Below are 23,999 nucleotides of genomic sequence, written 5' to 3'. Positions count from 1 at the left end.
GGGTGCCCGCTCACGCGCGTGAGCGGGCACCCGCCCCGCCCCGGCCGGTCCCGGCCTCCCTCCGACGGATTCACAAGTCCTAAGGCTGCTCTCGATGCTCCGATTCATCCTCCGGCGAACGCTGGGCGCCATCGTCATCCTGCTGCTCATCAGCGCGGTCACGTTCTTCCTGTTCTGGGCGATCCCGCGTAACCCCGCGATCCTCGCCTGCGGGAAGGGCAACTGCTCCGCGGACGAACTCGCCATCGTCGAGCGCAACCTCGGCATCGACAAGGCCATCCCGGTGCAGTACTGGGACTACATGGTGGGCCTCTTCATGGGGCGGAACTTCCCGGCCGGCGACTGCCCCGCACCCTGCCTCGGCTTCTCGTTCCGCAACAACGAGCCGGTGCTGGACACCATCCTCGACCGGCTGCCGGTCACCGTGTCGCTGACCATCGGCGGGACGATCATCTTCCTGGTCCTGGGCCTGGCGTTCGGCATGCTGGCCGCCTGGCGCCGCGGCACCATGCTCGACAAGAGCATGAGCTCCACCTCGCTGGTGCTGAGCTCGGCGCAGATCTACTTCCTCGGCCCGCTGGCCCTGGCGCTCTTCGTCTACAACACCGGATGGCTGAGCCAACCCGAGTACGTGCCCTTCACGGAGGACCAGGCCGCCTGGTTCGCCGGGATGTTGCTGCCCTGGCTGGTGATGGCCACGATCTTCACCGCGAACTACACCCGTATGTCGCGCGCCACCCTGGTCGAACAGCTCCAGGAGGACCACGTCCGCACGGCGCGCGCCAAGGGCATGTCGGGGCGCGTGGTGTTCTTCAGATACGCGTGGCGGGGTTCGTTGATCCCCATCGTCACCATCCTCGGCGTCGACCTCGGCTCGCTGTTCGGCGGGGCGATGATCACCGAGTACACGTTCACGCTGCACGGCCTGGGCCGGCTGTCGATCGAGTCCGTCCAGGAGTCCGACCTTCCCATGCTCATGGGCGTGATGCTGTTCGCCGCCCTGATGATCGTCGTGTCCAACATCATCATCGACGCCTGCTACGCGCTGATCGACCCGCGCGTCCGGCTGGCCTAGGGAGGGGACCCAGGTGACCACGAGCACCAGCACCAGCCTGGCGAAGGACAGGGAGCCGGCGGGCGGCGGCGCGGCGGACGACAGCCCCTTCCTCTCGGTGCGGGACCTGCGGGTCCGCTTCCGGACCGAGGACGGCGTCGTGCAGGCGGTGAACGGCCTCAGCTTCGACGTGCTGCGCGGCCGCACCCTCGGCATCGTCGGCGAGTCCGGCTCCGGCAAGTCCGTCGCCAACCAGGCGATCATGGGCCTGCACAACCCGGCGAACACCACGATCTCCGGCGAGATCCACCTCGACGGCGAGGAGTTGACCGGCGCCGGGGAACGCCGCCTGCAGCGGCTGCGCGGCAACAAGGTGGCCATGGTCTTCCAGGACCCGCTGACCGCCCTCTCGCCGTACCACACCGTGGGCTTCCAGATAGCGGAGCCGTTCCGCAAGCACCGGGGCGCGTCCAAGCGCGAGGCCCGGGAGCGGGCGATCGACATGCTCGACAAGGTGGGCATCCCCAACCCCAAGCTCCGGGTGGACGACTACCCGCACCAGTTCTCCGGCGGCATGCGGCAGCGTGCGGTGATCGCCATGGCGCTGGTCTGCGACCCGGACCTGCTGATCGCCGACGAGCCGACGACCGCCCTGGACGTCACCGTCCAGGCGCAGATCCTCGACCTGCTCCAGGAACTGCAGCGGGAGTTCGGCTCCGCGATCATCCTGATCACCCACGACCTCGGCGTGGTCTCCCAGGTGTCCGACGACGTGCTGGTGATGTACGGCGGCCAGGCCGTGGAGCGCGGCAGCGTCCGCGAGGTGCTCCAGCGTCCCCAGCACCCGTACACCTGGGGCCTGCTGACCTCGATGCCGCGGCTGGCCGGCGACGTGGAGAAGGAACTGGTGCCGATCAACGGCAGCCCGCCCAGCCTGCTCAACCCGCCGCCCGGCTGCCCGTTCGAGCCGCGCTGCGGCTATCCCCCCGAGGTCGCCGACTCCCTCTCCTGCGTCGACGACCGGCCGGCGCTGCCCGAGGGGCGCGGCGCCGCCTGCCACCTCACCCCCGAGCAGAAGCGGACGTTCTTCGTGGAGCGCGTCCTGCCGCGACTCGGCTAGCGCACCTCCCGACGGGACACCCCGGGCCAACCCATTACGGACAGCCAAGGACAGCGATGACAGCCCTCAGCAAGAACAACGACGCGGCGGTGCCGGTCGGGGAACCCCTGATGACGGTCGAGGGACTCGTCAAGCACTTCCCGGTCAAGGGCGGCTTCCCGATCCGGCGGACCGTCGGCGCGGTCAAGGCCGTGGACGGGCTCGACTTCACCGTGCACGCCGGCGAGAGCGTCGGCCTGGTGGGCGAGTCGGGATGCGGCAAGTCGACCACCGGACGCCTGCTGGCCCGGCTGCTCGAACCCACCGCGGGACAGATCCGCTACCGCGGGAAGGACATCAGCCGGGCGACGCGTCGGGAGCTGGCCCCGGTCCGGTCCGAGATACAGATGATCTTCCAGGACCCCTACTCGTCGCTCAACCCGCGGCAGACGGTGGGCACGATCATCGGCGGGCCGATGGAGATCAACGGCATCGAGCCGCCGGGCGGCCGGGAGGCCCGGGTCCGGGAGCTGCTGGAGACGGTCGGCCTCAACCCCGAGCACTACAACCGCTTCCCGCACGAGTTCTCCGGCGGCCAGCGGCAACGCATCGGGGTGGCCAGGGCGCTGGCCCTGGAGCCGAAGCTGATCATCGCCGACGAGCCGGTCTCGGCGCTGGACGTGTCCATCCAGGCGCAGGTGGTCAACCTGCTCAGGAAGGTGCAGCGGGAACTGGGCATCGCCTTCCTGTTCATCGCCCACGACCTGGCCGTGGTGCGGCACTTCTCCCAGCGCATCGCCGTGATGTACCTGGGGAAGATCGTCGAGTTCGGCGACCGGGAGGCGATCTACGAGCGGCCCCGGCACCCGTACACGCACGCGCTGCTGTCCGCCGTGCCCGAGAGCGTGATGGACGAGATCCTCGACGAGGTCATCGAGGACGCCGACCACGGGACCGGCACCGCCGCCGGGACCGGGACGGAGAGCGGGACGGGGAACGGGAACGACGCCGAGCCGGCGCGCCGGGAGCGGATCCGGCTGCAGGGCGACGTGCCCTCGCCGACCAATCCGCCGTCCGGCTGCCGGTTCCGCACCCGCTGCTGGAAGGCGCAGCAGAAGTGCGCCGACGAGGAGCCGCCGCTGGTCCGGATCGCCGGCAACGGCGAGGGACACCTGACGGCCTGCCACTTCCCCGAGGAGGGCACCACGCTCTCGCGCGGCGAGGACATCGTGATGACCGCCAGGTGATCGTCTGACCGCCGCGTGACCGACCAGCGGGCGAACGGCGCGTGCGCCCCTCGTCTGCACCCGTGCACCGAGCCGTGTCCTGACACCGATAGTTAAGATCCGTAGCGCGTGGTGGTAAGAGGCTTCCGAAGATGCCATCCGGAACCGAGCATGGGCTATGGAGGTGATCCGGCGTCATGACCGTCTCTGCGGCGCTGCTGCTGCTGGTGGTCGTTGTGCTGATGGTCAGGAAGGCGGGACTCAAGGCGTTGCACGCCTTCGTCTGCGTCCTGCTCGGGTTCTACCTGGCCAGCTCCAGCCTGGCTCCCAGCATCAGCGACTTCGGCGACACGATGGCCGAGGTGATCGGCCAGCTGAGCTTCTGACCGGTGACGGCACGGGCCGACCGCCCACGTAAGCTCGGCGCATGAACGATGGCGAGGGGCGCGTGCTGCTGGTGCACGCGCACCCCGACGACGAGTCGATCAACAACGGCGTCACCATGGCCGCCTGCGTCGAGGCGGGCGCCGCGGTGACGCTCGTCACCTGCACGCTCGGCGAGGAGGGCGAGGTCATCCCGCCCGGGCTGGCGCATCTGGCCCCGGACCGGGACGACGCGCTCGGCCCCCACCGGGTCGGCGAGCTGGCCGCCGCCATGCGGGCGCTCGGCGTCGCCGACCACCGGCTGCTGGGCGGCGCGGGCCGTTGGCGTGACTCCGGGATGATGGGCCTGCCGACGAACGACCGGGACGGCGCCTTCTGGTCCGCCGACGTGGACGAGGCCGCCGCGGAGTTGGCCGACGTGATCCGCGCGGTGCGGCCCCACGTGGTCATCGGCTACCGCCCGGACGGCGGTTACGGGCACCCCGACCACATCCAGGCGCACCGGGTCGCGATGCGCGGGGTGGAACTCGCCGCCGCCGCGGGCGGTGGGCGCGACGGGCACCGCGTGGCGCGGGTGTTGTGGAACTGCGTGCCCCGTTCGCATGCCGAGCGCCGGCTCGCGCGCCTGCGCGCCGCCGGTCCCGGGCGCTTCTCCGGGGTCGCCGAGCTCTCGGGCGTGCCCGGGGTGGTTCCGGACGAGGAGATCGCGCTCACCGTGGTCGGCACGCCGTCCCAGGCGGCCGCCAAGGCCGCCGCGATGGCCGCCCACGCCACCCAGATCGAGATCGTGCCGACGACCGGAGACGGCGACGAGGCGTTCGTGCTGTCCAACGGCCTGGTCCAGCCGCTGTGGACCACCGAGTGCTACCAGCTCGGCGCCGGCGTACCGGTCCCCGCGGGCGCCCGTTCGGTCTTCGCCGGGCTGGAGTCCGCCAAGGGGTCCGAAGGGGAGACCGCATGCTGACCGACCGGCCGAGGCCCGGCCGACTGCTGGCCTATCTGGGACTCGGGGCGCTCGGACTGCTCGCCGGGGTCGCCGGATCGCTCGTCCAGGCCGGATGGTTCCCGCTCGGCCTGCTGCTGTCGCTGGGCGGCGCCGCCGGGCTGTTCTGGGGCGGAGCGCTGGCGACCCGCACCCGGGCCGGCGCCGGGGCGCCGGCCGGCGGGTGGGCGCTGGCCGTTCTGCTGTTGACCGCGTCACGTCCGCAGGGCGACTTCATCTTCGCCTCGGGCGTGGGCAGCTACGTCTTCCTGCTGGGCGGGATGGCGCTGGCGGGAGCGTCCGTCGCCCTCGCACCCGTCGGACGACCGCTGTTCGCCGTTCCGGACGTTCAGACGCCGCGGCGCTAGCGCTTCGGTTCCGGGCCGTTTCGGGGTCGGGCCGGCGGTCCGCCGGGATGTGCCGATCCTGTGGTGGCGACGTGGCACCCCGCGCGCCCCAGTATCGTGGGGCTCGCCGCTGGGCCTGGCAGCGACCCGGTCCCGTGGTGTAGCCAACCGGGAGATCCTGCCTTGAGTCGTGAAACTGACAACCCGCCCCCCAATCCTCGCGGATGGGGGAGCGAGGGGGAGGGCGCGGCCCGCCCCGGCGCTCCGCAGTCGGAGGAGAAGCAGACCGAGACCACGATGACGACCCGCGCCAGGATCAACATCCCCGGATCCCGGCCCATTCCGCCCATCGTGGTGCGGGAGACCGTCGACGAGGCCACCGCGCGTGGCGTCGCGGGCCCGGCGCCGGCGCCGGCGCCCACGCCGGGCACGAAGCCCACGCCCGCCGGTGGTTCGGGGGACGGCAAGAAGACCAGTTCCTGGTTCGAGCCCCGCAAGCCGCCCAGGGTCGGCCCCGGCGACGCCGGCGCGCCGGCGCCCGGACCCGGCCCCGCCACCGGCGCCACCCCGACCGTCGGCAGGAACGCGGAGGGCGCGCCGTTCCCCGGTGTGGCCCCGGCTCCCGGCCAGCGCCCCGCCGCGCGACCGGAGTCGGACCGCGCGTCGTTTCCCGGCATGGTCCCGGGGCCCGCCACGGGCGCGACGCCGATCGTGGGCCGGGATGCCGAGGGCGCCCCGTTCCCCGGCGTCGGCCCCGGTCCCGCGACCGCCCCCATGCCGCCCGTCGGAGCCACCGACACGGCCCCGTTCCCGGTCGTCGGCGCGCCCGCGTCCGACGGCCCCGGGACCGGCGCGTTCCCCGGCGCGCGGCGCGGCGACACCCCGCCGGCCGGCGTGCCGGGCCTGAGCGCCCCGCCGTCGCCGACCGAGACCCCGGCGGCCGGGATCCCCGGCCTCGGACGGTCGGGACCCTCGTGGTTCCAGCCCACCGACACGCCGCCCGACGGCACCGAGCGGTTCGCCGGGCCCGCGGCCGGGTCGCCGGCCGGGGGCCCCACGGGGCCGACCACCGGGCCCGGCAGCGGATCGATGCCGATCGCGCCGCCGCCCGGCGAGGAGCCCGCCGCCACCACGATGGACCTCGGCGGCCCGTTCCCGCCCGCGCCACCGCTGAACCACCCCGAACCGGCCGCGGTCGGCGAGGGCCTCGCCGTGCCGCCGCCAGGACCCGACCCGGCGCTCGCCGAGGACGACGAGCCCACGTCCACACCGGCGCCCGCGCCCGCCTCCGCCGGCGGCCGCAAGCGGCGCGCCCGGACCCGGCTGCTGGTCGTCGGCGTGGTCGGCCTCGCCGTCGTGGCCTACGGAGCGGGGCTGCTGCTCAACTCCGACGACGTGCCGAAGGGCACCAGCGTCCTCGGCGTCGACATCGGCGGCACCACCTCCCAGGAGGCGGTCAACCGGCTGGACGCCGCCCTCGACCAGGCCAACTCGGATCCGCTGACGCTGCTCGTCGGCGGGGAGGAGATCGAGCTCAAGCCCAGCGTCGCAGGGCTGGTCATCGACACCGAGACCACGGTCCGCGAGCTTTCGGGCCAGGACTACAGCCCGGTCACCGTGATCGGCTCGCTGTTCGGCGCCGCGCGCACCGAGGACGCCGTGTTCTCCGTCGACCGGGCCAAGCTGACCACCGCGCTGGAGGACATCGCCAGCCAGGCCGCGGGCGACGGCGCCCCGGTGGAGGGCACCGTCACGTTCGAGAACGGCGAGGCCATCGGCAGCCCCGGGCAGTCGGGCAACACCATCGACATCGAGGCCGCGGCCGACGCCGTCGAGTCGGCCTTCCGGGACCGCGCGGCGACCGGCCGCGACCCGGCGGTGGAACTGCCCGTGACCACGCAGGATCCACTGGTCGACGAGGCCGAGGTGCAGCGGGCCATGGAGGAGTTCGCCGAACCGGCGATGTCCGGCCTGGTCTACCTGATCGCCGCCGGCACGGAGCTGCCGTTCAGCCCGGAGACGCTCTCCGGCCTGCTGACCATGGAGCCCAGCGAGGACGGCACCCTCCAGCCGGTGCTCGACACCGAGGGACTGGCCGCCGCCTACGGCAGCACCTTCGACGGCATCATGATCGACGCCGGCGCCGGGCTGGTGGAGATGACGCCCGAGCACGCCGCGGCCGCGATGATCCCGGTGCTCCGGGAGACCGCGACGACGGACTACGGGGAGGGCCGCCGCGAGGCGATCGTCGAGGGCGCGGTGTGGCCCTAGGCCCGGCCCTCGCGCTGGTGCGCCCCGCCGGGGTGCTCCCGGTACTGGTAGTGGTGATGGTCGGCGAAGCCCAGGCCCCGGTAGAGGGTCTGGGCTTCGGCGTTGTCGGCCTCCACCTGGAGATAGGCGGCGCTCGCGCCGTCGCCGAGCGCCGCCCGGGCCAGCTCGGCCATCATCGCGGTGGCCAGGCCCTGCCGGCGGTGCGCCGGCGCGACCCGGAGCGCCGCGAACCCGGCCCAGCGGCCGTCCACCACGCAACGGCCCACCGCCGCGGCCTCGCCGTCCGCGTCGGGCACGGTGGCGAACCACACCGACGGCCCGCCCGTCAGCACCCGGCGCGCGGTCACCGGATCGCGCAGCGCGGCCGGGTTGCCGCGCACCCAGGCGTCCGTCAACGCGCGGCCGACCACCACCCGTTCGTCCGGCGGCCGGTCCGCCAGCGGGGCCAGGGCGGCGACCTGGCACACCGTGGCCCGGTTGGCCCGCCAACCGGCCCTGTCGAGTTCGGCGTCCAGCAACTCGTCGGTGCCCTCGGCGCCGCTGGTCAGGTGCAGCACGGCGGGCAGCCCGCGCGCGGCGTACCACCGGAGCACCCGATCGAGGTCGGGCGCTCCCGCTCCGGATCTGAAGCCCGAGTTGGCGCGATGCGTCCAGCCCGCGCCGGCGCGCACCGTCCAGCCGCCGATCCGTTCGCTCTCCAGCGCCGGCCAGCCGCGGGCGCCGACGGCCGTCAGCTCGGCGACGCTCGCCGCCGGAACGCCCCGGGGACGCGTGGGTGCGGGCGGCACCACTTTGGCGGCCACCATCTCGGCCTCCCCGAGCCTGGCCACCTGTCCGTTCCGGCGTGTGATGCTGAGCACACCACCCTCCCACGCCGTGAGCACGCCCACCGTGTCCGTGAAACGGGCCGGCCGCGGCCCGGATCCGGAGGGCAGACGCGTCCGCACGGAGACGCGTTTGCCCACGTCGGCGTGGGTGATGCTGATCGTCAGACGTCCGCCCGCGATGAAATCCACCGTCTTTCAGCCCCTCGTGTGCGTCCTTCGGCCACAAGCGGCGATACTAGGGCTGAGCATCGACGACACCGCGCTCCCGGGCGCCACGCGGCGCATCGCCGCCTTGAGGAGGAGGACCGACAGCGTGACCTATGTCATCGCGCAGCCTTGTGTGGACCTGAAGGACAAGGCTTGCATCGAGGAGTGTCCCGTCGATTGCATCTACGAGGGTCAGCGCTCCATGTACATCCACCCCGACGAGTGCGTGGACTGCGGGGCCTGCGAGCCCGTCTGCCCCGTCGAGGCGATCTTCTACGAGGATGACACCCCGGAGGAGTGGAAGGACTACTACAAGGCGAACGTCGAGTTCTTCGACGAGCTCGGGTCGCCCGGCGGCGCGAGCAAGCTGGGTCTGATCGAGCGGGACCACTCGGTGATCTCGGCGCTTCCGCCGCAGGAGCACGACGAGTGAGGACCTGATCCCACATCCCACCGCGTTCGTCCCTGGTCCCGCGCGGCGCCCGCCGCGCGGGACCAGTGGTTGTGACAAGCCCTGTCGAGGGAAGTGAGCCACCCCGTGCCGTCCGTCTCCGCCCGCCTCCCGGTCTTCCCGTGGGACCGGCTCGAACCGTACAAGGCCACCGCCGCGGCGCACCCCGACGGCATCGTCGACCTCTCCGTCGGCACCCCGGTCGACCCGGTGCCGGCGTCCGTGCAGCGGGCGTTGGCGGAGGCGGCGAACCGGCCCGGTTATCCGACCGTGTGGGGCACCGAGGCGCTGCGCGAGGCGATCCTGGGGTGGTGCGAGCGCCGGACCGGCGCCGGCGGCCTCGGGCACGAGCACGTGTTGCCGGTGATCGGCTCCAAGGAGCTGGTGGCGTCGCTGCCGGCGCAGCTCGGCATCGGCCCGGGCGAGGCCGTGGCGTTCCCCGAACTCGCCTACCCGACGTACGAGGTGGGCGCGCGGCTGGCCGGCGCCGAACCGGTGCCGTACGCGGCGAGCGCGCTGGCCGCCGCGGGCGACGGCGCGGAGTCGGGCCCATGGGGCACCGGCGGCTGCCCGGAGGGGTTGCGGCTGCTCTGGCTGAACTCCCCGGCCAACCCCACCGGACAGGTGCTGTCCCCGGACGCGCTGCGGGCCGCGGTGGCGTGGGCCCGGCGGCACGACGTGCTGCTGGTCAGCGACGAGTGCTACCTGGAGCTGGGCTGGGAGGCGGATCCGGTCTCGATCCTGCACCCGGACGTCTGCGGCGGCAGCGTCACCGGCCTGATCGCCGTGCACTCGCTCTCCAAGCGGTCCAACCTGGCCGGGTACCGCGCCGCCTTCCTCGCCGGCGACCCGGCGGTGCTGGGCGAACTGCGGGCGATCCGCAAGCACGCCGGCATGATGATGCCGGGTCCGGTACAGGCGGCGATGGTCGTCGCGCTCGGCGACGACCGGCACGTGACCCGGCAGCGCGCCAGGTACGCGGCCCGGCGGGCCGCGCTCCGCCCCGCGCTGCGCGGCCGCGGGTTCCGCATCGAGCACAGCGAGGCGTCGTTGTACCTCTGGGCGACCAGGGACGAGCCGTGCTGGGACACCGTCGGGGAGCTCAGCAAGCAGGGCGTGCTGGTGGCGCCCGGCGACTTCTACGGGGCGGCGGGCGAGAGCTTCGTGCGGGTGGCGCTGACCGCCACGGACGAGCGGGTCGCCGAGGCGGTGCGACGGCTGGGCTGAGCCGGGCGGCGCAGCTGGGCAGGGCGGCCGGGAAGGCGGCGGACCCCGGGCGGCGAGCGCATCCGGGGTCCGGCGGAGGTCGGGTCCGCGCTACAGCGTGATGCCGTTCAGGTCGGGGTCGTCCAGCGAGGGCAGGATCCGCTCCAGCTCGTACGGCGAAGGGCTGTTCGCGGCCACGGTCATGGCGAGGTTGTGCAGCAGCGCTCCGGTGGTGTACGCGGTCTCCGCGGCGAGCTCCTCGGCGGCGGGCGCGATGATCGGCATGGCGGTCCTGGCGGCGTCGCCCGCGAGCTCCTCCACCATCCCGTTCGCCGTCTCGGTGACGCTGCCCAGGGTGGTCTCGACGGCGGCGTTGTCCAACGCGGTCAGCCCGGACAGGTCCGAGGTCGGCAGCTCCGCGGCGCTGGCCTGGCCGCCGCCGGAGACGACCGGCGCCGCGCCGGCCGCGAGGAGAAGCGCGGCCCTGGCCATGCGGCGCTTGAGAGGGTTGGACATGGTGCTCCTTTGCCCGGGGGTGCTGTTCCGAAGGGACGTGCGAATCCGGCGCGGCCGATGGTCGGGCGGTCTCGGCCGGACGCCGTGACTATCGGCCGAGCGGCCGTCGAGGTTGCGGTCGATCGAGTAAAGGCTTGGCAATGCATCGCATTATCGAGTCAGGAGAAAACGGTCAAGCGCTCCGGCCCGGAATGCGTGACGGCACGTCATTTCCCACCCCTGTCCGGGAATTACGGCCGTCCATCGGCAAATCCTGCGCCGGGGGCGCGACTTACCCGGTCGGGTGAATTACGGCAGGGGCGTCCGCGCGCATCCGGGGGAATCCGGGCGGTCGCCCCGGCGCACGCGCCGCCGGGACCAGAAACGCGCGCCGGCGGCTAGCGGGGAGCGAAGGTGGCGAGGCGCAACTCCGTGGTCGGTCCGGCCGCCACCGCGTCCTCCTCGTCGGTGATCTCGCGCCAGCCCTCGGTGGAGCGGTCCGCCTCCCAGACCCGCTCGCCGTAGACGATCTGCTCGATGCCGAGCTCCGCGGCGTGCGCCACCGCCCAGTGCGCCAGCTCCCACCCCCGGCCCGGCTCGCCGGCGGCCCCGGTCGGCACGGTGATCCGGGCGCCGTCCCCGTTCGCCCGCACCCCGCCGCCGAACTGGCGGTCTATCCGCGCCGCTATCTCCTCGGGCCGACCGCGCACCGGCTCGTCGCCCATCACGCAGTTCAGCGCCGCCGCCCGCCGGCCGGTCAGGGCCGCGGCCAGCAACTCGGCCTCCTGCTCGTGCTGGGCGTACGCGTCCGGATAGGCGCTGCGCTGCACCGCCTGCGCGGCCTCGGTCAGCGGCAGCGACTCGAAGTCCGGCACCTCGACCAGGTGGTCGTAGAACTGCCCCGCCGCGTACACCGGGTCCTGCACCTGTTGCTCCGTGCCCCAGCCCTGGGAGGGCCGCTGCTGGAACAGGCCGAGCGAGTCCCGGTCGCCGTAGTCCAGGTTCCGCAGCATCGACTCCTGCATGGCCGTGGCGAGGGCTATGGTCACCGCGCGCTCCGACATGCCGCGCGCCGAGCCGACCGCCTCGATGGTCGCGGCGTTGGCGGCCTGCTGCGTCTCCATGGTGAAGGCGACGTTCCCCGACTGGCCCACCACCGCGCAGTGCGGCGTCGGCTCGTCCCCGGGGTCGTAGCGCACCACCGCGTATCCGGCGATCCCGAGGAGCAGCAGGACCGTGAAGGCACCGCCCACCCCGCGGCGGCGGCGCTTGCTCGATGTCCGTTCGGGCACGCGACCAAAGGTAGCGGGTCACCGGGCCGTTGCCCGACCCCCCGGTACGGTGACGTTCATGCAGGCACCCGAGCCACCACCCGTACCACCGTCCCCTCCCTCCCCTCGCTCCTCGTCCGGCTCTTCGGGCACCTCCGGACCGGCGGACCCGGCGCCGAGCCTCGATCTCGGCCTGGACGCCGCCACGCTCACCGCCCGGCTGGTGGACATCCCCTCGGTCAGCGGCACCGAGCGACCGCTCGCGGACGCCGTGGCGGCGGCCCTGGACGAGCTGCCCTGGCTGCGGGTGGACCGGCACGGCAACAACGTGGTGGCCCGCACCGACCTCGGCAGGGACGAGCGCGTGGTGCTGGCCGGCCACCTGGACACCGTGCCGCTCGCCGACAACCTGCCCAGCCGGCTGGACGACGACGGTGTGCTGTGGGGCTGCGGCACCTGCGACATGAAGTCCGGCGTCGCCGTGCAGCTGCGGATCGCGGCCACCGTGCCCGACCCGAACCGCGATCTGACGTTCGTCTTCTACGACAACGAGGAGGTGGCCGCCGAGCTCAACGGGCTCCGGCACCTCGCGGACGCGCATCCGGAGTGGCTGGCCGCCGACTTCGCGGTGCTGCTCGAGCCCTCGAACGGGGAGGTGGAGGGCGGCTGCCAGGGCACGTTGCGGGTGCTGCTGCGGCTGCCCGGACGGCGGGCGCACTCCGCCCGCGGCTGGATGGGCGAGAACGCCATCCACGCCGCCGCCCCGGTGCTGGCCCGGCTCGCGGAGTACCGACCCCGGCGCCCGGTGATCGATGGCCTGGAGTACCGCGAGGGGCTCAACGCGGTGCGCATCGAGGCCGGGGTGGCCGGCAACGTCATCCCCGACGCGTGCCTGGTGGCGGTCAACTACCGCTACGCGCCCGACCGCGGGGCCGAGGAGGCGCTCGCCCACGTCCGCGAGGTCTTCGCGGACTGCGGCGTCGCGGAGTTCACCGTCGACGACCACGCGCCCGGCGCGCTCCCGGGACTTAGGCATCCGGCCGCGCGCGCCTTCCTCGACGCGGTGGGCGGCCAGGCCCGCCCGAAGTACGGCTGGACCGACGTCTCCCGGTTCAGCGCGCTCGGCGTGCCCGCCGTCAACTACGGCCCGGGTGACCCCAACCTCGCGCATCGGCAGGACGAGCGGGTGGCCACCGAGCTGATCGTGCGCTGCGAGGAGCGGCTTCGGGCCTGGCTGGCCACGCCGGGCGCGTAGGCTGAAATCGCCGTCCCGGCAGGGGGCCGACGGTGGTCGTGAGGAGCACAGCATGAGCAGCAGGCGGGACCCGGATCCGGAGTCGGCGAGCGAGAGGCCGGAGGGCCGGCGCGAACAGCAGCTCGGCCCCGTGCTTCGGCGCCGTGGCCAGGTGATGGCCGGAACCGCGGACCAGCGGCTGCTCGACACCCGGGGACCCTCCGACTGGGTGCACGCCGATCCGTGGCGGGTGCTGCGGATCCAGTCGGAGTTCGTGGAGGGCTTCGGCGCGCTGGCCGAGCTCGGCCCCGCGGTCAGCGTCTTCGGCTCGTCCCGCACGCCGCCGGGATCGCCCGAGTACGAGCTCGGGGTGCGGATCGGGCGCGGGCTGGTGGAGGCGGGCTTCGCGGTGATCACCGGCGGCGGACCCGGTGCGATGGAGGCGGCCAACCGGGGCGCCAGCGAGTCCGGCGGGGTCTCGGTCGGCCTCGGCATCGAGCTGCCCTTCGAGCAGGGGCTGAACGAGTTCGTCGACATCGGGGTCAACTTCCGCTACTTCTTCGTCCGCAAGACGATGTTCGTGAAGTACGCCCAGGGCTTCCTCGTGCTGCCGGGCGGGCTCGGCACGCTGGACGAGCTGTTCGAGGCGCTGACCCTGGTGCAGACCGGGAAGGTGACCCGCTTCCCGATCGTGCTGGTCGGCACGGAGTACTGGCGCGGCATGGCCGACTGGCTGCGCGACACGGTCATCGCGCAGGGCAAGGCCTCCCCGGTGGACGAGGCCCTGTTCCAGATCACCGACGACCCCGACGAGGCCATCGCCCTGGTCACCAAGCCGTAGCGCGACCGCGCCTGCCGCGCGTGTCCGCGGCGCCGGGACGTCGTGCCCCCGGCACGACGGCCCCGAGGCCAGTGGCCGGCACCCGGAGCGAGCCGCCCACCCCGCACCCACCGCCGCTCGCCAGACGGCGGCCGTGTCCCGTGGTCGCGCCACGGCGGCGACACGCCTGCCTTCCGGCCCCCGCGGGCCCGTCGCCGGCCGCTCGGGTGCACGGGTCCCGGGGTGGGTGCCGACGTGGCCGTGCGGGTGACGGCGGACCGCGTCGGAACGATGCTCCGGCGCTGCGAACGTGAGGCGGTCACGGGTCGTCCGCCGGCCGCTCGGGTGCGTCCGTGGCGGGCCGGCTCGGTCCCGGTGGCGGGCCGCCGTGCGGTCGGGCACCCGCGCCTGCCCGGTCGGGCGCCGGCGATGGGCGTCCGCGTCCGGTTGCGTGCCGCGCCGGCCTGAGAACCCGGCCGGATGCGTCTGCCCGGCCGGGCACCCGCGCCCGCCCGTCCGGGCACGAGCGTTGCCCGCGGGTGCGCGTGGCGGGACGCGGGCGTCGGCGGGTCCGGGCTGGTGTGGCTGCCCGGCCGGGCGCCGGCGTGACACGGGCGTGTCGTCAGCAACGTTCGGCGCGGCCCGTCTCGTCGGGCTGGCCGCGGGCCCGCGCGTGCCGCGCGGGACGGCCCCGCGCGACCACGGGGCCGGTGACCGGCCGCTCCGGGGGCGCCGGGAAGGCGCGAGGCGCTACGCGAGCCCTCGGCGGGCCACCGCCGGGGGGCGGTGGCCGGCGATGGCGGCGACCATGTCGAGCACCTCGCGGGTCTCCGCGACATCGTGCACGCGATAGACCCGCGCACCCAGCCAGGCCGAGACGGCGGTCGTCGCGAGCGTGCCCAGCAACCGTTCCTTGACCGGCCGGTCCAGCGTCTCGCCGACGAAGTCCTTGTGCGACAGCGACACCAGCACCGGCCAGCCGGTGGCCGTCATCTCGCCGAGCCGTCGGGTGGCCTCCAGCGAGTGCCGGGTGGACTTCCCGAAGTCGTGCCCCGGGTCGATGAGCACGGCGTCCCGCCGCACCCCGAGCCCGACGGCGCGTTCGGCGAGCCCCACGGTGACCCGGAGGATGTCGGCCATCACGTCGTCGTAGCTCACCCGGTGCGGCCGGGTGCGCGGGCGCGCGCCGCCGGCATGCGTGCACACCAGACCCACGCCGTGCCGCGCCGCCACCTCGGCCAGCCGCGGGTCCACTCCGCCCCAGGCGTCGTTCAGCAGGTCGGCGCCCGCCGCGCAGACCGCCTCGCCGACCTCGTGCCGCCAGGTGTCCACGCTGATCACCACGTCGGGGAAGCGCCGCCGCACCTCGGCGACGAAGCCGACCGTGCGCCGGATCTCCTCGGCCGCGTCCACCTCGGCGCCGGGTCCCGCCTTCACCCCGCCGACGTCGATGATTCCGGCGCCCTGGGCCACCGCCTCCTCGACCCGGGCCAGCGCGGCCTCCTCGGCGAAGGTGGCGCCCTGGTCGTAGAAGGAGTCGGGGGTGCGGTTCACGATGGCCATGATCACCGGCTCGTTCGCCGCGAACTCGCGTGGCCCAAGGCGCAGCATGCCGCTCAGCTCTCCGATCGTCGACGGGCGTCGTCCCGCCTCGACGCTACCGGCCCGCGGGTGTCGGTGGGGCATGCGACCATCGGCATACCATTCGAGGATCGAGGGGGCCCGCGGACGACCGCGAAGGCCCGGCCAGGCCCAGGGGAGGCGCTCGTGTTCTGGTTTCTGATGGCGGCGATGATCGTGGTGATCGCCGCGGTCACCCTCGCGGTGCTGGGCAGTGGCGACGGGTCGGGTGGGCCGGTGACCGGTGGGCTGCCGGAGGCGGAGCCGGACCGGCTGGACGACCCGCTGCCGATGGACCGGCCGGTGGGCCCGGGCGACGTGGTGGCGGTGCGGCTGCCCGTGGCGCCCCGGGGATACCGGATGGCCGAGGTCGACGACGTGCTCGACCGGTTGGCCGCGGAGCTGGCCGAGCGGGACGCCCGGATCTCGGAGCTGGAGGCCGCGCTGGCGGGTGCCCACGCCGTCCCGCTGGGCAAGGACGAGGCGACGGACGAGCCCCGCTGACGCCCCCGGGCGAACGCCGCGTTCGCCCGGGTGAAGGCACGGTCGCGGCCGGTTTGCCGTCGCATTCGTGACGTCGGGAGGATTCAGCGGGCAATCGCCGAATTGCGTAGATTTGCGAGTGCGCGTTGCCGAAGGGATACCGCCCGATGTTGGTCATGGAGAGGTGGCATGCGGGATAATGGCGTGAAGCAATGTGTTCGATGCCGGTGACGCTTCGGTTGTCGGCTGCGATGAGCTGGTTCAGGAAGGGGAACGAGCATGGCGGCCATGAAGCCGCGGACGGGCGATGGCCCGCTCGAGGTGACCAAGGAGGGGCGGGGGATCATCATGCGCGTTCCGCTCGAAGGTGGTGGACGACTTGTCGTCGAGCTGAGCCCCGACGAGGCGGTCGCGCTCGACGAGGAGCTGAAGAAGGTGACCGGCTGATCCGCCGTGCTTTCCGCCGACCTTTCGGCCGACCGCTTAGCCGGCCCAGCTGACTCCGCGGCCACCTTCGGCCGTGTTCGTCGGTCATTTCGGCGCTGCCCCGGAACACACTCCCGGGGCAGCGCCGTATTGTCAGCGGATTCTCATGCCGGCCGGCCGCCGCGCGCCGGGTCGCGCCGCCTCGGTTAGGTCCTGTCCGGTGGATCGATGGGGGCACCTCCCAGCTTTCCAAGCTGGGGGAGGATCAGCCCGCGGCTCCCCAGGCCCTTGAGGCCTGGGAGCTGCCCCCATGACGCCGTGCGTCGCAAGGCACCGGATCGCCACTCGTACGAATGGGGGCACCTCCCGGACGGAGTCTGGGGGAGTCGCGGGCCCGCGAAGATCCGCCGGACAGGGCCTAGGCGCGGGCCGCGCACAGGAGGCCGTCGCCGACCGGCAGCAGCGCGGGTACGAGATCCTTGCTCTCCCGGACCGCGCGCAGCAGTTCGCGCAGCCGCAGCACCTCCGTCGGCTGTACCCCCGAGTCCACCGTGCGGCCGTCCGCGAAGACACCGGTGAAGCAGAGCAGCCCTCCGGGACGCAGCAGACGCAACGATTCTCCAAGGCATTCCAGGCACTCCAGCCGGTTGCCGTCGTAGAACACCATGTCGTAGCCGCCGTCGGTGAGCCGGGGCAGCACGTCCAGCGCGTGGCCCGGGATCAGCCGGGCCCGGTTGCCGGGGAACCCCGCCATCCGGAACGCCTGCCGGGCGAACTGCTGCCGCTCCGGTTCGAGGTCCACGGTGGTGAGCACGCCCTCCGGGCGCATGCCGTGCAGCAGATAGAGGCCGGAGACGCCGGTGCCGGTGCCGATCTCGACCACCGCCCGGGCGCCCGCCGCGGCCGTCAGCAGCCGGAGCGCGTCCCCGGTGCCGGGGGAGACCGGACGCAGCCCCGCGTCCTGGGCCCGGTTACGGGCCCAGCGCAGCGCCGCACCCTCGGCGGTCTCGGCGTCCGGTGCGCCGTACGCCTCGGCGAACGCCCAGCTCGTCAGCCGGTTGCCGGTAATGGCCGTCTCCTGTCCCCGTCAGTCACGCGCTTTGACTGTAGCGACTCCGCCTGGGGAACAGGGCGGCAGGACCAAACGTTGGAACAATGAGCCGTGCGACCGAAAGTCGGTCAAAATTGCTTATCCGTAGTTGACGGGGGAGGTGGTTATGGTAGGGATCCCACTGGACACCACCACAGCCGACAGGGGAGGTGCGGCCGCCGGCCGGGGGGTGCTGAAACGCCTCTTGCGACCAGCCGGTGAGCCGAATTCCGTGACTGAGAACGCTGACGTAGACCGAGCCCAGGAGCCCGTCGGGCCCGCCGAGGACGCCGCGGCCCCCGTCGCCCAGCTGGCGACCTTCGGCGACGGACCCGACGGGGGCACGTGGGCCCCTCCCAGCTGGGAGGAGATCGTCAGCACCCACAGCGCCCGGGTCTACCGCCTCGCCTACCGGCTCACGGGGAACCAGCACGACGCCGAGGACCTGACCCAGGAGGTCTTCGTCCGGGTGTTCCGTTCACTGTCGACGTACACCCCCGGCACGTTCGAGGGCTGGCTGCACCGGATCACCACCAACCTCTTCCTCGACTCGGTGCGCCGCAAGCAGCGCATCCGCTTCGACGCGCTCGGCGACGACGCGGCCGACCGGCTGCCCAGCCGGGAGCCCACCCCGCAGCAGCACTTCAACGACACGCATTTCGACGCCGACGTGCAGCAGGCGCTGGACACCCTGGCGCCCGACTTCCGGGCGGCCGTGGTGCTCTGCGACATCGAGGGCCTGAGCTACGAGGAGATCGCCACCACCCTCGGGGTGAAGCTCGGCACGGTCCGCAGCCGGATCCACCGCGGCCGTTCCCACCTGCGTAAGGCCCTGCGTCACCGGTCCCCGCGGGGCCGCGTCGAGCACGAGCAGGAGTCCGTCCTCGCCACCGTGCCCGCCGCGTCGCCGGCGGAGAAAGGTGGGGCCGGGTGACGAGCGCCCCCGAGACAGGCCCCGCCGATCAGCATCTGGGCGAGAGCCTGGCCGCGTTGATCGACGGCGAGCTCTCGCACGACCGCAGGGATCGGGTGCTCGCGCACCTGGCCACCTGCCCCAGCTGCAAGGCCGAGGCCGACGCCCAGCGCCGGCTGAAGAGCGTGTTCGCCCAGAGCCCGCTGCCGGCGCTGTCCGCCGGCCTGCTGGCCCGCCTCCAGGGACTGCCGGCCACCGACGGCGCCGGGCCCGCGCTGGACGACGGGCCCGACGAGGAGCCGCCGGGCCCTGACTTCGGCCCGCTGCCCGGTGGCCGCGGGCGCGAGTCGCTGCTCGGCCCGCCCGTCATCGGCGGCGAGCGCGGTTTCCGGATACACGAGCCGGGGGCCGCCGTTCGTCTGCACCGCGGTCACCGGCTTGCCTTCGCCGCCGCGGGCGCCGTCTCGCTGGCGGCCTTCGCCATCGGCGGCGCCATGTCCAGCGCGGGCACCGTGGGCGCCGGCACCGGCTCGAACGGCAGCACCCTCAGCACGGTCGCCGCGGGCGGCGGCGCACCCGTCAGCACGGCGCGCCCCACGAGCGCGCGGGGGAGCGAGACCGAGGAGTCGACGGACCGCGGCGTCTCGCTGCCGATCACGCTGGTCTCGTACACCGGCGACTACCCCGAAGGGTTGAATCCGTCGGGCACCTCGGGCTCCACCGGCCTGGCGGAGGGCCTTTTCCCGGCGCTGGGGCCCATACTGGCACCGGGCCCGGTCTCGGAATCGTCCACGTCGGCGTCGACACCCATGCTCACCGGCCTCGCTCCAGCCGGCGGCTCCGGGGGCATCGGGACGATGAACGCCCGCTGAAACGCGGGTCTGGTGACCCGGCGGACGGGTACCTGGTTGAATCCCTTGCCGAGACCGAGCACTGGCCGGTACCAGGCAGCGCGGACACGATGGGGACGGGAATGGACAAGGGGAAGAGCGATTCCTGGGGGTCCCCAGGGCAGAGCCAGGGGGAGGCCCCCGACCCGCGACACGCGGAGGAGCCGTACGGCACGCCTCCGTACGGGCAGCCGGGCCCCTGGGCGCCGGCCCCGCCGGTGCAGCGGCCCGACCCCACGCCGGCCGCGGGCACGCCCCTCGCGCCCCGCGAGCCGGCGGACGCCCCGCCCGCGGGATCCGCGTCCGAGCCCAGGGACGCCGTGCCCTCCGGCCCGCCGGCCGGCCCGCCCGCGGCGGAGCCGCCGAACCCCGCGCGACCACATCCCGGAGCCACGCCCGCGGGCGGCACCCCCTATCCATCCGGCGCCACCCCGGCGGGTGGCACGCCGTATCCCCCCGGTGGCACGCCCGCGGGCGGCACCGCGCTCCCCGGCGGCGTCACGCCGCCCGGCGGCACCCCCCGGCCGGCGGCCGGGATGACCCCGCCCGGCGGCACCGCGCTCCACGCCCCGGCGGGCATGACCCCGCCCGGCGGCACCGTGACGGGCGGCGCCCCGCCCGGGGCCGGGCCCTACGCGCCCCCGGCGCAGCACGCCGCGGGGCCGGGGACCACGACGCTGCCGGGGGAGCCGTTGCAGCGCTACGACCCGTGGGGCGCGACGAACGGCGGCGGTATCCCGTTGCCCGGGCCCCAGGCCCCCGAGGGCGGCCGGGAGCCGCTCCGGCTCAGCCGCGCCAGGCTGCTGGTCGGCGCCGCGGCGATCGCCCTGCTCGCCGGCCTGCTCGGCGGCGCGGTCGGCGTGCAGATGGAACGCAACGGCGGCGGGGAGGTCGAACTGCCGCAGGCCCGGGACGACGACCGCGAGATCGCCGAGGGCAGCATCGCGGGCATCGCCGAGGACGTGCTCCCCGGCGTGGTGACCCTGCACGCCTCGGGGGCGGAGGCGGCCACCACCGGCACCGGCTTCGTGCTCGACGAGGAGGGCCGCATCCTCACCAACGCCCATGTGGTCTCGCCCGCCGCCGACGGCGGCGGCGTGATAGAGGTCACCTTCAGCAGCGGCGACACCGCACAGGCCGAGGTGGTCGGCCACGACACCGGCTACGACCTGGCCGTGGTGCAGGTCGAGGGCGTCTCCGGGCTCAGCCCGCTGGAGCTCGGCGACTCCGACTCCGTCCGGGTCGGCGATCCGGTCGTGGCCTTCGGGGCGCCGTTCGACCTGGAGGGCACCGTCACCTCCGGCATCATCAGCGCCACCGAGCGTCCGATCACCGCCGGCGGCGCCGAGTCGGACGGCTCCGACATCAGCTACGTGAACGCCCTGCAGACCGACGCCCCGATCAACCCGGGCAACTCAGGCGGACCCCTGGTCGACATCAACGGCCGGGTGATCGGCATCAACAGCGCGATCCGCAACGGCGACTCGGACAGCGGTATGGACACCGGCTCCGGCAGCGTCGGCCTCGGCTTCGCCATCCCGATCAACACGGGCCGGGACGTCGCCGAACAGCTGATCAACGTCGGCTACGCCACCCATCCGGTCATCGGCGTGATGCTGGACACCGGGTACCTGGGCGAGGGCGCGCGGGTCGGCAGCACCACGGGCGATCCGGCGGTGACGCCCGGCGGCCCGGCGGAGTCGGCCGGCGTCCGGGACGGCGACATCATCACCGCGGTGGACGGCGAGCCGGTGCGCAGCGGCGACGAGCTCATCATCAAGGTCCGCAGCCACGAGCCCGGCGACGTGGTCCAGCTGACGATCGACCGGGACGGCGAGGAGATCACCATCGACGTCAGGTTGGGCGCGCACACCTGTTGCTGTGGGTGGGGGGCCGGCCCCCCGGGCCGCCCCGCCACCGTTCACTCCCGGTCTAGTCGTCGAGGGTGTCTCCCATCCGCGGCCCCGGGCAGGTACCGTTGCCATCGCCGTATGTGTGGAATGCGGGAAGCAGGTCGTTCGTCAGGCCCGGCGTGAGGGAGCTGTCAGGTGTTCTTCGATATAGGGTCCCTGGAGTTCTTGTTCCTCATCGTGCTGGCCATCATGGTCTTCGGGCCGGAGAAGCTGCCGAAGATGATCCAGGACGCGGCGGGGTTCCTCCGCAAGATCCGGGACTTCTCGGACAGCGCCAAGCAGGACATCCGCAACGAGCTCGGCCCCGAGTTCAAGGACTTCGAGTTCGAGGACCTGAACCCGCGTCGGTTCGCCAAGAAGCACCTGATGGACAACGACGACCTGGGCCTCAAGGAGCTGACCAACAGCCTTGACATGCGCAAGGAGCTCTCCGAGGTCACCGACGCGGTCAACGGACGTCCCGCCAACGGCAGCCGGAGCAGCCGCCTGAGCAAGGGCGCCGGCGCGGCCGGCTCCGTGTCCACCGCCAAGGACACCGCGGCGAGCGCCACCCCGACGAGCGAAGGCGCCGCCACTCAGGTGAGCCTGGCCAAGGAGGGCGACGCCAAGCCCGCCGCCGCGCCCCGCGAAGAACCTCCGCCGCCCTTCGACGCCGACGCCACCTGACGGGCCCGCTCCGACCGCGCCACGCGGGGGCGCGTTCGCGCCATGCGATCACGCCATGCGCGCCTGTTCGAGGGCATATGACCCGACCTGATCTCCGGTCATGCCCGACACCCCGGACCCGTATGGCTATCCTCCCTATGTCCGGGGTGAGCCCAGGACGAGGGCAATGAGGAGGCGTCGCGCAACATGGAGACGACGAGTCGGACCGAGCCGCAGGACGCGACAGACACCACGCCGGCACCCCAGGGGGTGCCGGGTGCGCGCCGGGCGCTGGACGGCTACCTGATGGCCGGCTTTCCCTGGTACGGACTTGACGAGGCGTTCACCGGACCCCGCTGGCTGATGCAGGTCGGCGTCGCCGCCGACGGCGCGGTCGAGCACGGTTCCACCGGGCACGGGGACGAGCCGTCGCTGCGCGGCGAGCTGGGGCAGACGCCGCAGCGGTTCACCGTCGTGGTGACCGTCGCCAGCCGGCCGGTGCGGCGCAGCGCGGACGGCACGGGCGTGTTGGAGGCCACGTCCGCCTCCTCGGCCGCGTGGCTGGCCGGCTCGGGACTGCTGTCCTCGACCTGGCCCACGCAGATGGAGCGGGCGCTGCGCCAGGACTGGCTGGAACAGCAGACCGCCATCGCCTGGGAGCTCGCGGACGACCTGCACGGCGGCGGCTGGACGACGCTGTCGCTGCCGGTGGACGGCGAGCCGACGGACTTCCACTACCGGGAGTCCGAGTACGGCTGGGTGCTGGCGGGTGCCGCGCAGCACGGCGTGCACCTCGGCGCGTACGGCCGCGGCATGAGCGCCTACGGCCTCGGCTTCGCCGTGATCAAGGACATCGAAAGCTACGGATAGCGCGTGCCGGCCGCGCGGTCCGGGCCGGGACCGCGCGGCCGGAGAGCCTTCCGGTCCCGGAGAGCCTCCCGGTCAGCGCCTGGTGGGCGTGAGAGACAGGGACATCCCGGCCAGGCCGCGCTGGCGGGCGCCGAGCGCGGAGGCCACCGCCCGCAGCGCCGTGGCGGCGGGCGAGTCGGGGTCGCCGAGCACCACGGGGGTGCCGTCGTCGCCGCCCTCCCGCAGCCGCACGTCGATCGGCACGGTGCCGAGCACCGGCACCTCCGCGCCGGTCGCCCTGGTCAGCCCCTCCGCGACGCGCTGGCCGCCGCCGCTGCCGAAGACGTCGACCATCTCGCCGCAGTGCGGGCACGGCAGGCCCGACATGTTCTCCACCACGCCGACGATCTTCTGGTGCGTCTGCACGGCGATCGACCCGGCGCGCTCGGCGACCTCCGCGGCGGCCTGCTGCGGCGTGGTGACCACCAGGATCTCCGCGCCCGGCACCAGCTGGGCGACCGAGATGGCGATGTCGCCCGTGCCGGGCGGCAGGTCGAGCAGCAGCACGTCCAGGTCGCCCCAGTAGACGTCCGCCAGGAACTGCTGCAACGCCCGGTGCAGCATCGGGCCGCGCCAGACCACCGGCGCGTTGCCCGGCGTGAACATCCCGATCGAGATGACCCGCACGCCGTGCGCCGTGGGCGGCATGATCATGTTCTCCACCTGGGTGGGCCGGCCGTCCGTGCCCAGCATCCGCGGCACCGAGTGGCCGTAGATGTCCGCGTCCACCACGCCCACCTTGAGGCCGTCGGCCGCCATCGCCGCCGCCAGGTTGACCGTCACCGAGGACTTGCCGACCCCGCCCTTGCCCGACGCCACGCAGTACACGCGGGTGAGCGAGTCGGGCTTGGCGAACGGCACCTCGCGCTCGGCCTGCCCGCCGCGCAGCGAGGCCGCCAGCTGCTGCCGCTGCTCGTCGCTCATCACGTCCAGCTCGACCCGGACGTCCGTGACGCCCGCGACGCCCCGGACCGCCTCCGTCACGTTCGCGGTGAGCGTGTCCCGCATCGGGCAGCCCTGGATCGTCAGGTACACCCCGACGTGCACCGTGCCGTCCGGCTCGATGTCGACCGACTTGACCATCCCGAGGTCCGTGATCGGCCGGTGGATCTCCGGGTCGTTCACCCGGGCCAGCGCGGCGCGCACCGCGGCGTCGGTGGGCCCGTCGGTGGGCACTGTCGTGGGCGTTTCGGTAGCCATGCCCCGATGGTACGGCGGACCCGCGGGGGCCCGGCG

General features: G+C 73.7%; 24 protein-coding genes. 18 read left to right on the top strand and 6 right to left on the bottom strand.

All coding sequences use genetic code 11. The annotated features are described in order from the left end of the window. Positions 1-94 precede the first annotated feature (94 nt). The 7 genes from ABGB06_RS06405 (at position 95) to ABGB06_RS06375 (ending at position 7,363) form a co-directional block, all read left to right on the top strand. Positions 95-1,075: an ABC transporter permease gene (locus tag ABGB06_RS06405; protein ID WP_347586116.1), complete on the top strand. Its 981-nt coding sequence runs from the start codon at positions 95-97 to the stop codon at positions 1,073-1,075. A 37-nt stretch (positions 1,076-1,112) separates the two neighbouring features. Then, a complete protein-coding gene (locus ABGB06_RS06400) occupies positions 1,113-2,174 on the top strand; it encodes an ABC transporter ATP-binding protein (protein WP_347586587.1) in 1,062 nt (353 codons plus the stop codon). A 56-nt stretch (positions 2,175-2,230) separates the two neighbouring features. After that, positions 2,231-3,400, top strand: a complete 1,170-nt coding sequence (locus tag ABGB06_RS06395; RefSeq protein WP_347586114.1) for an oligopeptide/dipeptide ABC transporter ATP-binding protein — start codon at positions 2,231-2,233, stop codon at positions 3,398-3,400. A gap of 176 nt (positions 3,401-3,576) precedes the next feature. Beyond that, entirely contained in the window at positions 3,577-3,765 is a 189-nt protein-coding gene (locus tag ABGB06_RS06390; protein ID WP_347586112.1) for a hypothetical protein, read from the top strand. Positions 3,766-3,806: 41 nt separating this feature from the next. Next, complete coding sequence (gene mshB / locus ABGB06_RS06385) at positions 3,807-4,727, top strand: N-acetyl-1-D-myo-inositol-2-amino-2-deoxy-alpha-D-glucopyranoside deacetylase (RefSeq protein WP_347586110.1); 921 nt, start codon at positions 3,807-3,809, stop codon at positions 4,725-4,727. Next, entirely contained in the window at positions 4,721-5,113 is a 393-nt protein-coding gene (locus ABGB06_RS06380; RefSeq protein WP_347586108.1) for a DUF6113 family protein, read from the top strand. The genes mshB and ABGB06_RS06380 overlap by 7 nt, the downstream gene beginning before the upstream one ends. Positions 5,114-5,275: 162 nt before the next feature. Then, positions 5,276-7,363 (top strand): peptidoglycan binding domain-containing protein, encoded by a 2,088-nt coding sequence (locus ABGB06_RS06375; RefSeq protein WP_347586106.1) that lies wholly within the window; start codon positions 5,276-5,278, stop codon positions 7,361-7,363. Here the strand turns inward: ABGB06_RS06375 and ABGB06_RS06370 are convergent. After that, positions 7,360-8,379, bottom strand: a complete 1,020-nt coding sequence (locus tag ABGB06_RS06370) for a GNAT family N-acetyltransferase (RefSeq protein WP_347586104.1) — start codon at positions 8,377-8,379, stop codon at positions 7,360-7,362. The two genes, ABGB06_RS06375 and ABGB06_RS06370, sit on opposite strands and share 4 nt — an antisense overlap. 124 nt (positions 8,380-8,503) lie before the next feature. Between ABGB06_RS06370 and fdxA the strand changes: the two genes are divergently transcribed. Then, the gene (gene fdxA, locus ABGB06_RS06365; protein ID WP_347586102.1) at positions 8,504-8,830 is read left to right on the top strand and encodes a ferredoxin; all 327 of its coding nucleotides are present in this window, start codon (positions 8,504-8,506) and stop codon (positions 8,828-8,830) included. A gap of 105 nt (positions 8,831-8,935) precedes the next feature. Next, on the top strand, positions 8,936-10,075 hold the full coding sequence (gene dapC, locus ABGB06_RS06360) for a succinyldiaminopimelate transaminase (protein WP_347586100.1): 1,140 nt from the start codon (positions 8,936-8,938) through the stop codon (positions 10,073-10,075). Between the two features lie 90 nt (positions 10,076-10,165). Here the strand turns inward: dapC and ABGB06_RS06355 are convergent, their stop codons facing one another. Beyond that, positions 10,166-10,570, bottom strand: a complete 405-nt coding sequence (locus ABGB06_RS06355) for an ATP-binding protein (RefSeq protein ID WP_347586098.1) — start codon at positions 10,568-10,570, stop codon at positions 10,166-10,168. A gap of 377 nt (positions 10,571-10,947) precedes the next feature. Continuing rightward, positions 10,948-11,841, bottom strand: coding sequence for a hypothetical protein (locus ABGB06_RS06350; protein ID WP_347586096.1), 894 nt, complete (start codon positions 11,839-11,841; stop codon positions 10,948-10,950). Positions 11,842-11,899: 58 nt separating this feature from the next. On the opposite strand from ABGB06_RS06350, the gene dapE reads away from it, so the two are divergent. Both dapE and ABGB06_RS06340 read left to right on the top strand, forming a co-directional pair. Then, positions 11,900-13,075 (top strand): succinyl-diaminopimelate desuccinylase, encoded by a 1,176-nt coding sequence (gene dapE / locus ABGB06_RS06345; protein WP_347586094.1) that lies wholly within the window; start codon positions 11,900-11,902, stop codon positions 13,073-13,075. 52 nt (positions 13,076-13,127) lie between these two features. Continuing rightward, positions 13,128-13,895, top strand: a complete 768-nt coding sequence (locus tag ABGB06_RS06340) for a TIGR00730 family Rossman fold protein (protein ID WP_347586092.1) — start codon at positions 13,128-13,130, stop codon at positions 13,893-13,895. Positions 13,896-14,624: 729 nt separating this feature from the next. Here the strand turns inward: ABGB06_RS06340 and folP are convergent. Then, positions 14,625-15,485, bottom strand: a complete 861-nt coding sequence (gene folP, locus ABGB06_RS06335; protein ID WP_347586585.1) for a dihydropteroate synthase — start codon at positions 15,483-15,485, stop codon at positions 14,625-14,627. 156 nt (positions 15,486-15,641) lie between these two features. Between folP and ABGB06_RS06330 the strand changes: the two genes are divergently transcribed. Then, positions 15,642-15,998 (top strand): DivIVA domain-containing protein, encoded by a 357-nt coding sequence (locus ABGB06_RS06330; RefSeq protein WP_347586090.1) that lies wholly within the window; start codon positions 15,642-15,644, stop codon positions 15,996-15,998. A gap of 258 nt (positions 15,999-16,256) precedes the next feature. Next, a complete protein-coding gene (locus ABGB06_RS06325; RefSeq protein ID WP_347586089.1) occupies positions 16,257-16,424 on the top strand; it encodes a DUF3117 domain-containing protein in 168 nt (55 codons plus the stop codon). A gap of 397 nt (positions 16,425-16,821) precedes the next feature. Here the strand turns inward: ABGB06_RS06325 and ABGB06_RS06320 are convergent, their stop codons facing one another. After that, positions 16,822-17,472 (bottom strand): class I SAM-dependent methyltransferase, encoded by a 651-nt coding sequence (locus tag ABGB06_RS06320; protein WP_347586583.1) that lies wholly within the window; start codon positions 17,470-17,472, stop codon positions 16,822-16,824. A gap of 148 nt (positions 17,473-17,620) precedes the next feature. Between ABGB06_RS06320 and sigE the strand changes: the two genes are divergently transcribed. From sigE to ABGB06_RS06295, 5 genes are all read left to right on the top strand, one after another. Then, positions 17,621-18,427 carry an RNA polymerase sigma factor SigE gene (gene sigE, locus ABGB06_RS06315; protein WP_347586087.1) on the top strand — a complete coding sequence of 269 codons (807 nt, stop codon included), beginning with the start codon at positions 17,621-17,623 and terminating at the stop codon, positions 18,425-18,427. Then, entirely contained in the window at positions 18,424-19,278 is an 855-nt protein-coding gene (locus ABGB06_RS06310; RefSeq protein ID WP_347586085.1) for a zf-HC2 domain-containing protein, read from the top strand. Before sigE ends, ABGB06_RS06310 begins: the two co-directional genes overlap by 4 nt. Positions 19,279-19,379: 101 nt before the next feature. Further along, on the top strand, positions 19,380-21,332 hold the full coding sequence (locus tag ABGB06_RS06305; RefSeq protein WP_347586083.1) for a trypsin-like peptidase domain-containing protein: 1,953 nt from the start codon (positions 19,380-19,382) through the stop codon (positions 21,330-21,332). 12 nt (positions 21,333-21,344) lie between these two features. Continuing rightward, on the top strand, positions 21,345-21,875 hold the full coding sequence (locus ABGB06_RS06300; RefSeq protein ID WP_347586081.1) for a sec-independent translocase: 531 nt from the start codon (positions 21,345-21,347) through the stop codon (positions 21,873-21,875). A gap of 186 nt (positions 21,876-22,061) precedes the next feature. Then, complete coding sequence (locus ABGB06_RS06295; protein ID WP_347586079.1) at positions 22,062-22,724, top strand: hypothetical protein; 663 nt, start codon at positions 22,062-22,064, stop codon at positions 22,722-22,724. Positions 22,725-22,796: 72 nt separating this feature from the next. Here the strand turns inward: ABGB06_RS06295 and ABGB06_RS06290 are convergent, their stop codons facing one another. Continuing rightward, on the bottom strand, positions 22,797-23,963 hold the full coding sequence (locus ABGB06_RS06290) for a P-loop NTPase (protein ID WP_347586077.1): 1,167 nt from the start codon (positions 23,961-23,963) through the stop codon (positions 22,797-22,799). Between the last annotated feature and the right edge of the window lie 36 nt (positions 23,964-23,999).

Source organism: Streptomyces sp. B6B3, from assembly GCF_039871525.1.
GTDB lineage: Bacteria > Actinomycetota > Actinomycetes > Streptomycetales > Streptomycetaceae > Streptomyces.
This window is presented reverse-complemented; position numbering and strand designations above follow the sequence as displayed.

Coding starts and splice junctions, on each gene's coding strand:
- ABGB06_RS06405 (WP_347586116.1), top strand. CDS start 95: ATGCTCCGATTCATCCTCCGGCGAACGCTGGGCGCCATCGTCATCCTG.
- ABGB06_RS06395 (WP_347586114.1), top strand. CDS start 2,231: ATGACAGCCCTCAGCAAGAACAACGACGCGGCGGTGCCGGTCGGGGAA.
- ABGB06_RS06390 (WP_347586112.1), top strand. CDS start 3,577: ATGACCGTCTCTGCGGCGCTGCTGCTGCTGGTGGTCGTTGTGCTGATG.
- mshB (WP_347586110.1), top strand. CDS start 3,807: ATGAACGATGGCGAGGGGCGCGTGCTGCTGGTGCACGCGCACCCCGAC.
- ABGB06_RS06380 (WP_347586108.1), top strand. CDS start 4,721: ATGCTGACCGACCGGCCGAGGCCCGGCCGACTGCTGGCCTATCTGGGA.
- ABGB06_RS06355 (WP_347586098.1), bottom strand. CDS start 10,570: ATGTCCAACCCTCTCAAGCGCCGCATGGCCAGGGCCGCGCTTCTCCTC.
- dapE (WP_347586094.1), top strand. CDS start 11,900: ATGCAGGCACCCGAGCCACCACCCGTACCACCGTCCCCTCCCTCCCCT.
- ABGB06_RS06340 (WP_347586092.1), top strand. CDS start 13,128: ATGAGCAGCAGGCGGGACCCGGATCCGGAGTCGGCGAGCGAGAGGCCG.
- folP (WP_347586585.1), bottom strand. CDS start 15,485: ATGCTGCGCCTTGGGCCACGCGAGTTCGCGGCGAACGAGCCGGTGATC.
- ABGB06_RS06325 (WP_347586089.1), top strand. CDS start 16,257: ATGGCGGCCATGAAGCCGCGGACGGGCGATGGCCCGCTCGAGGTGACC.
- sigE (WP_347586087.1), top strand. CDS start 17,621: ATGGTAGGGATCCCACTGGACACCACCACAGCCGACAGGGGAGGTGCG.
- ABGB06_RS06305 (WP_347586083.1), top strand. CDS start 19,380: ATGGACAAGGGGAAGAGCGATTCCTGGGGGTCCCCAGGGCAGAGCCAG.
- ABGB06_RS06295 (WP_347586079.1), top strand. CDS start 22,062: ATGGAGACGACGAGTCGGACCGAGCCGCAGGACGCGACAGACACCACG.
- ABGB06_RS06290 (WP_347586077.1), bottom strand. CDS start 23,963: ATGGCTACCGAAACGCCCACGACAGTGCCCACCGACGGGCCCACCGAC.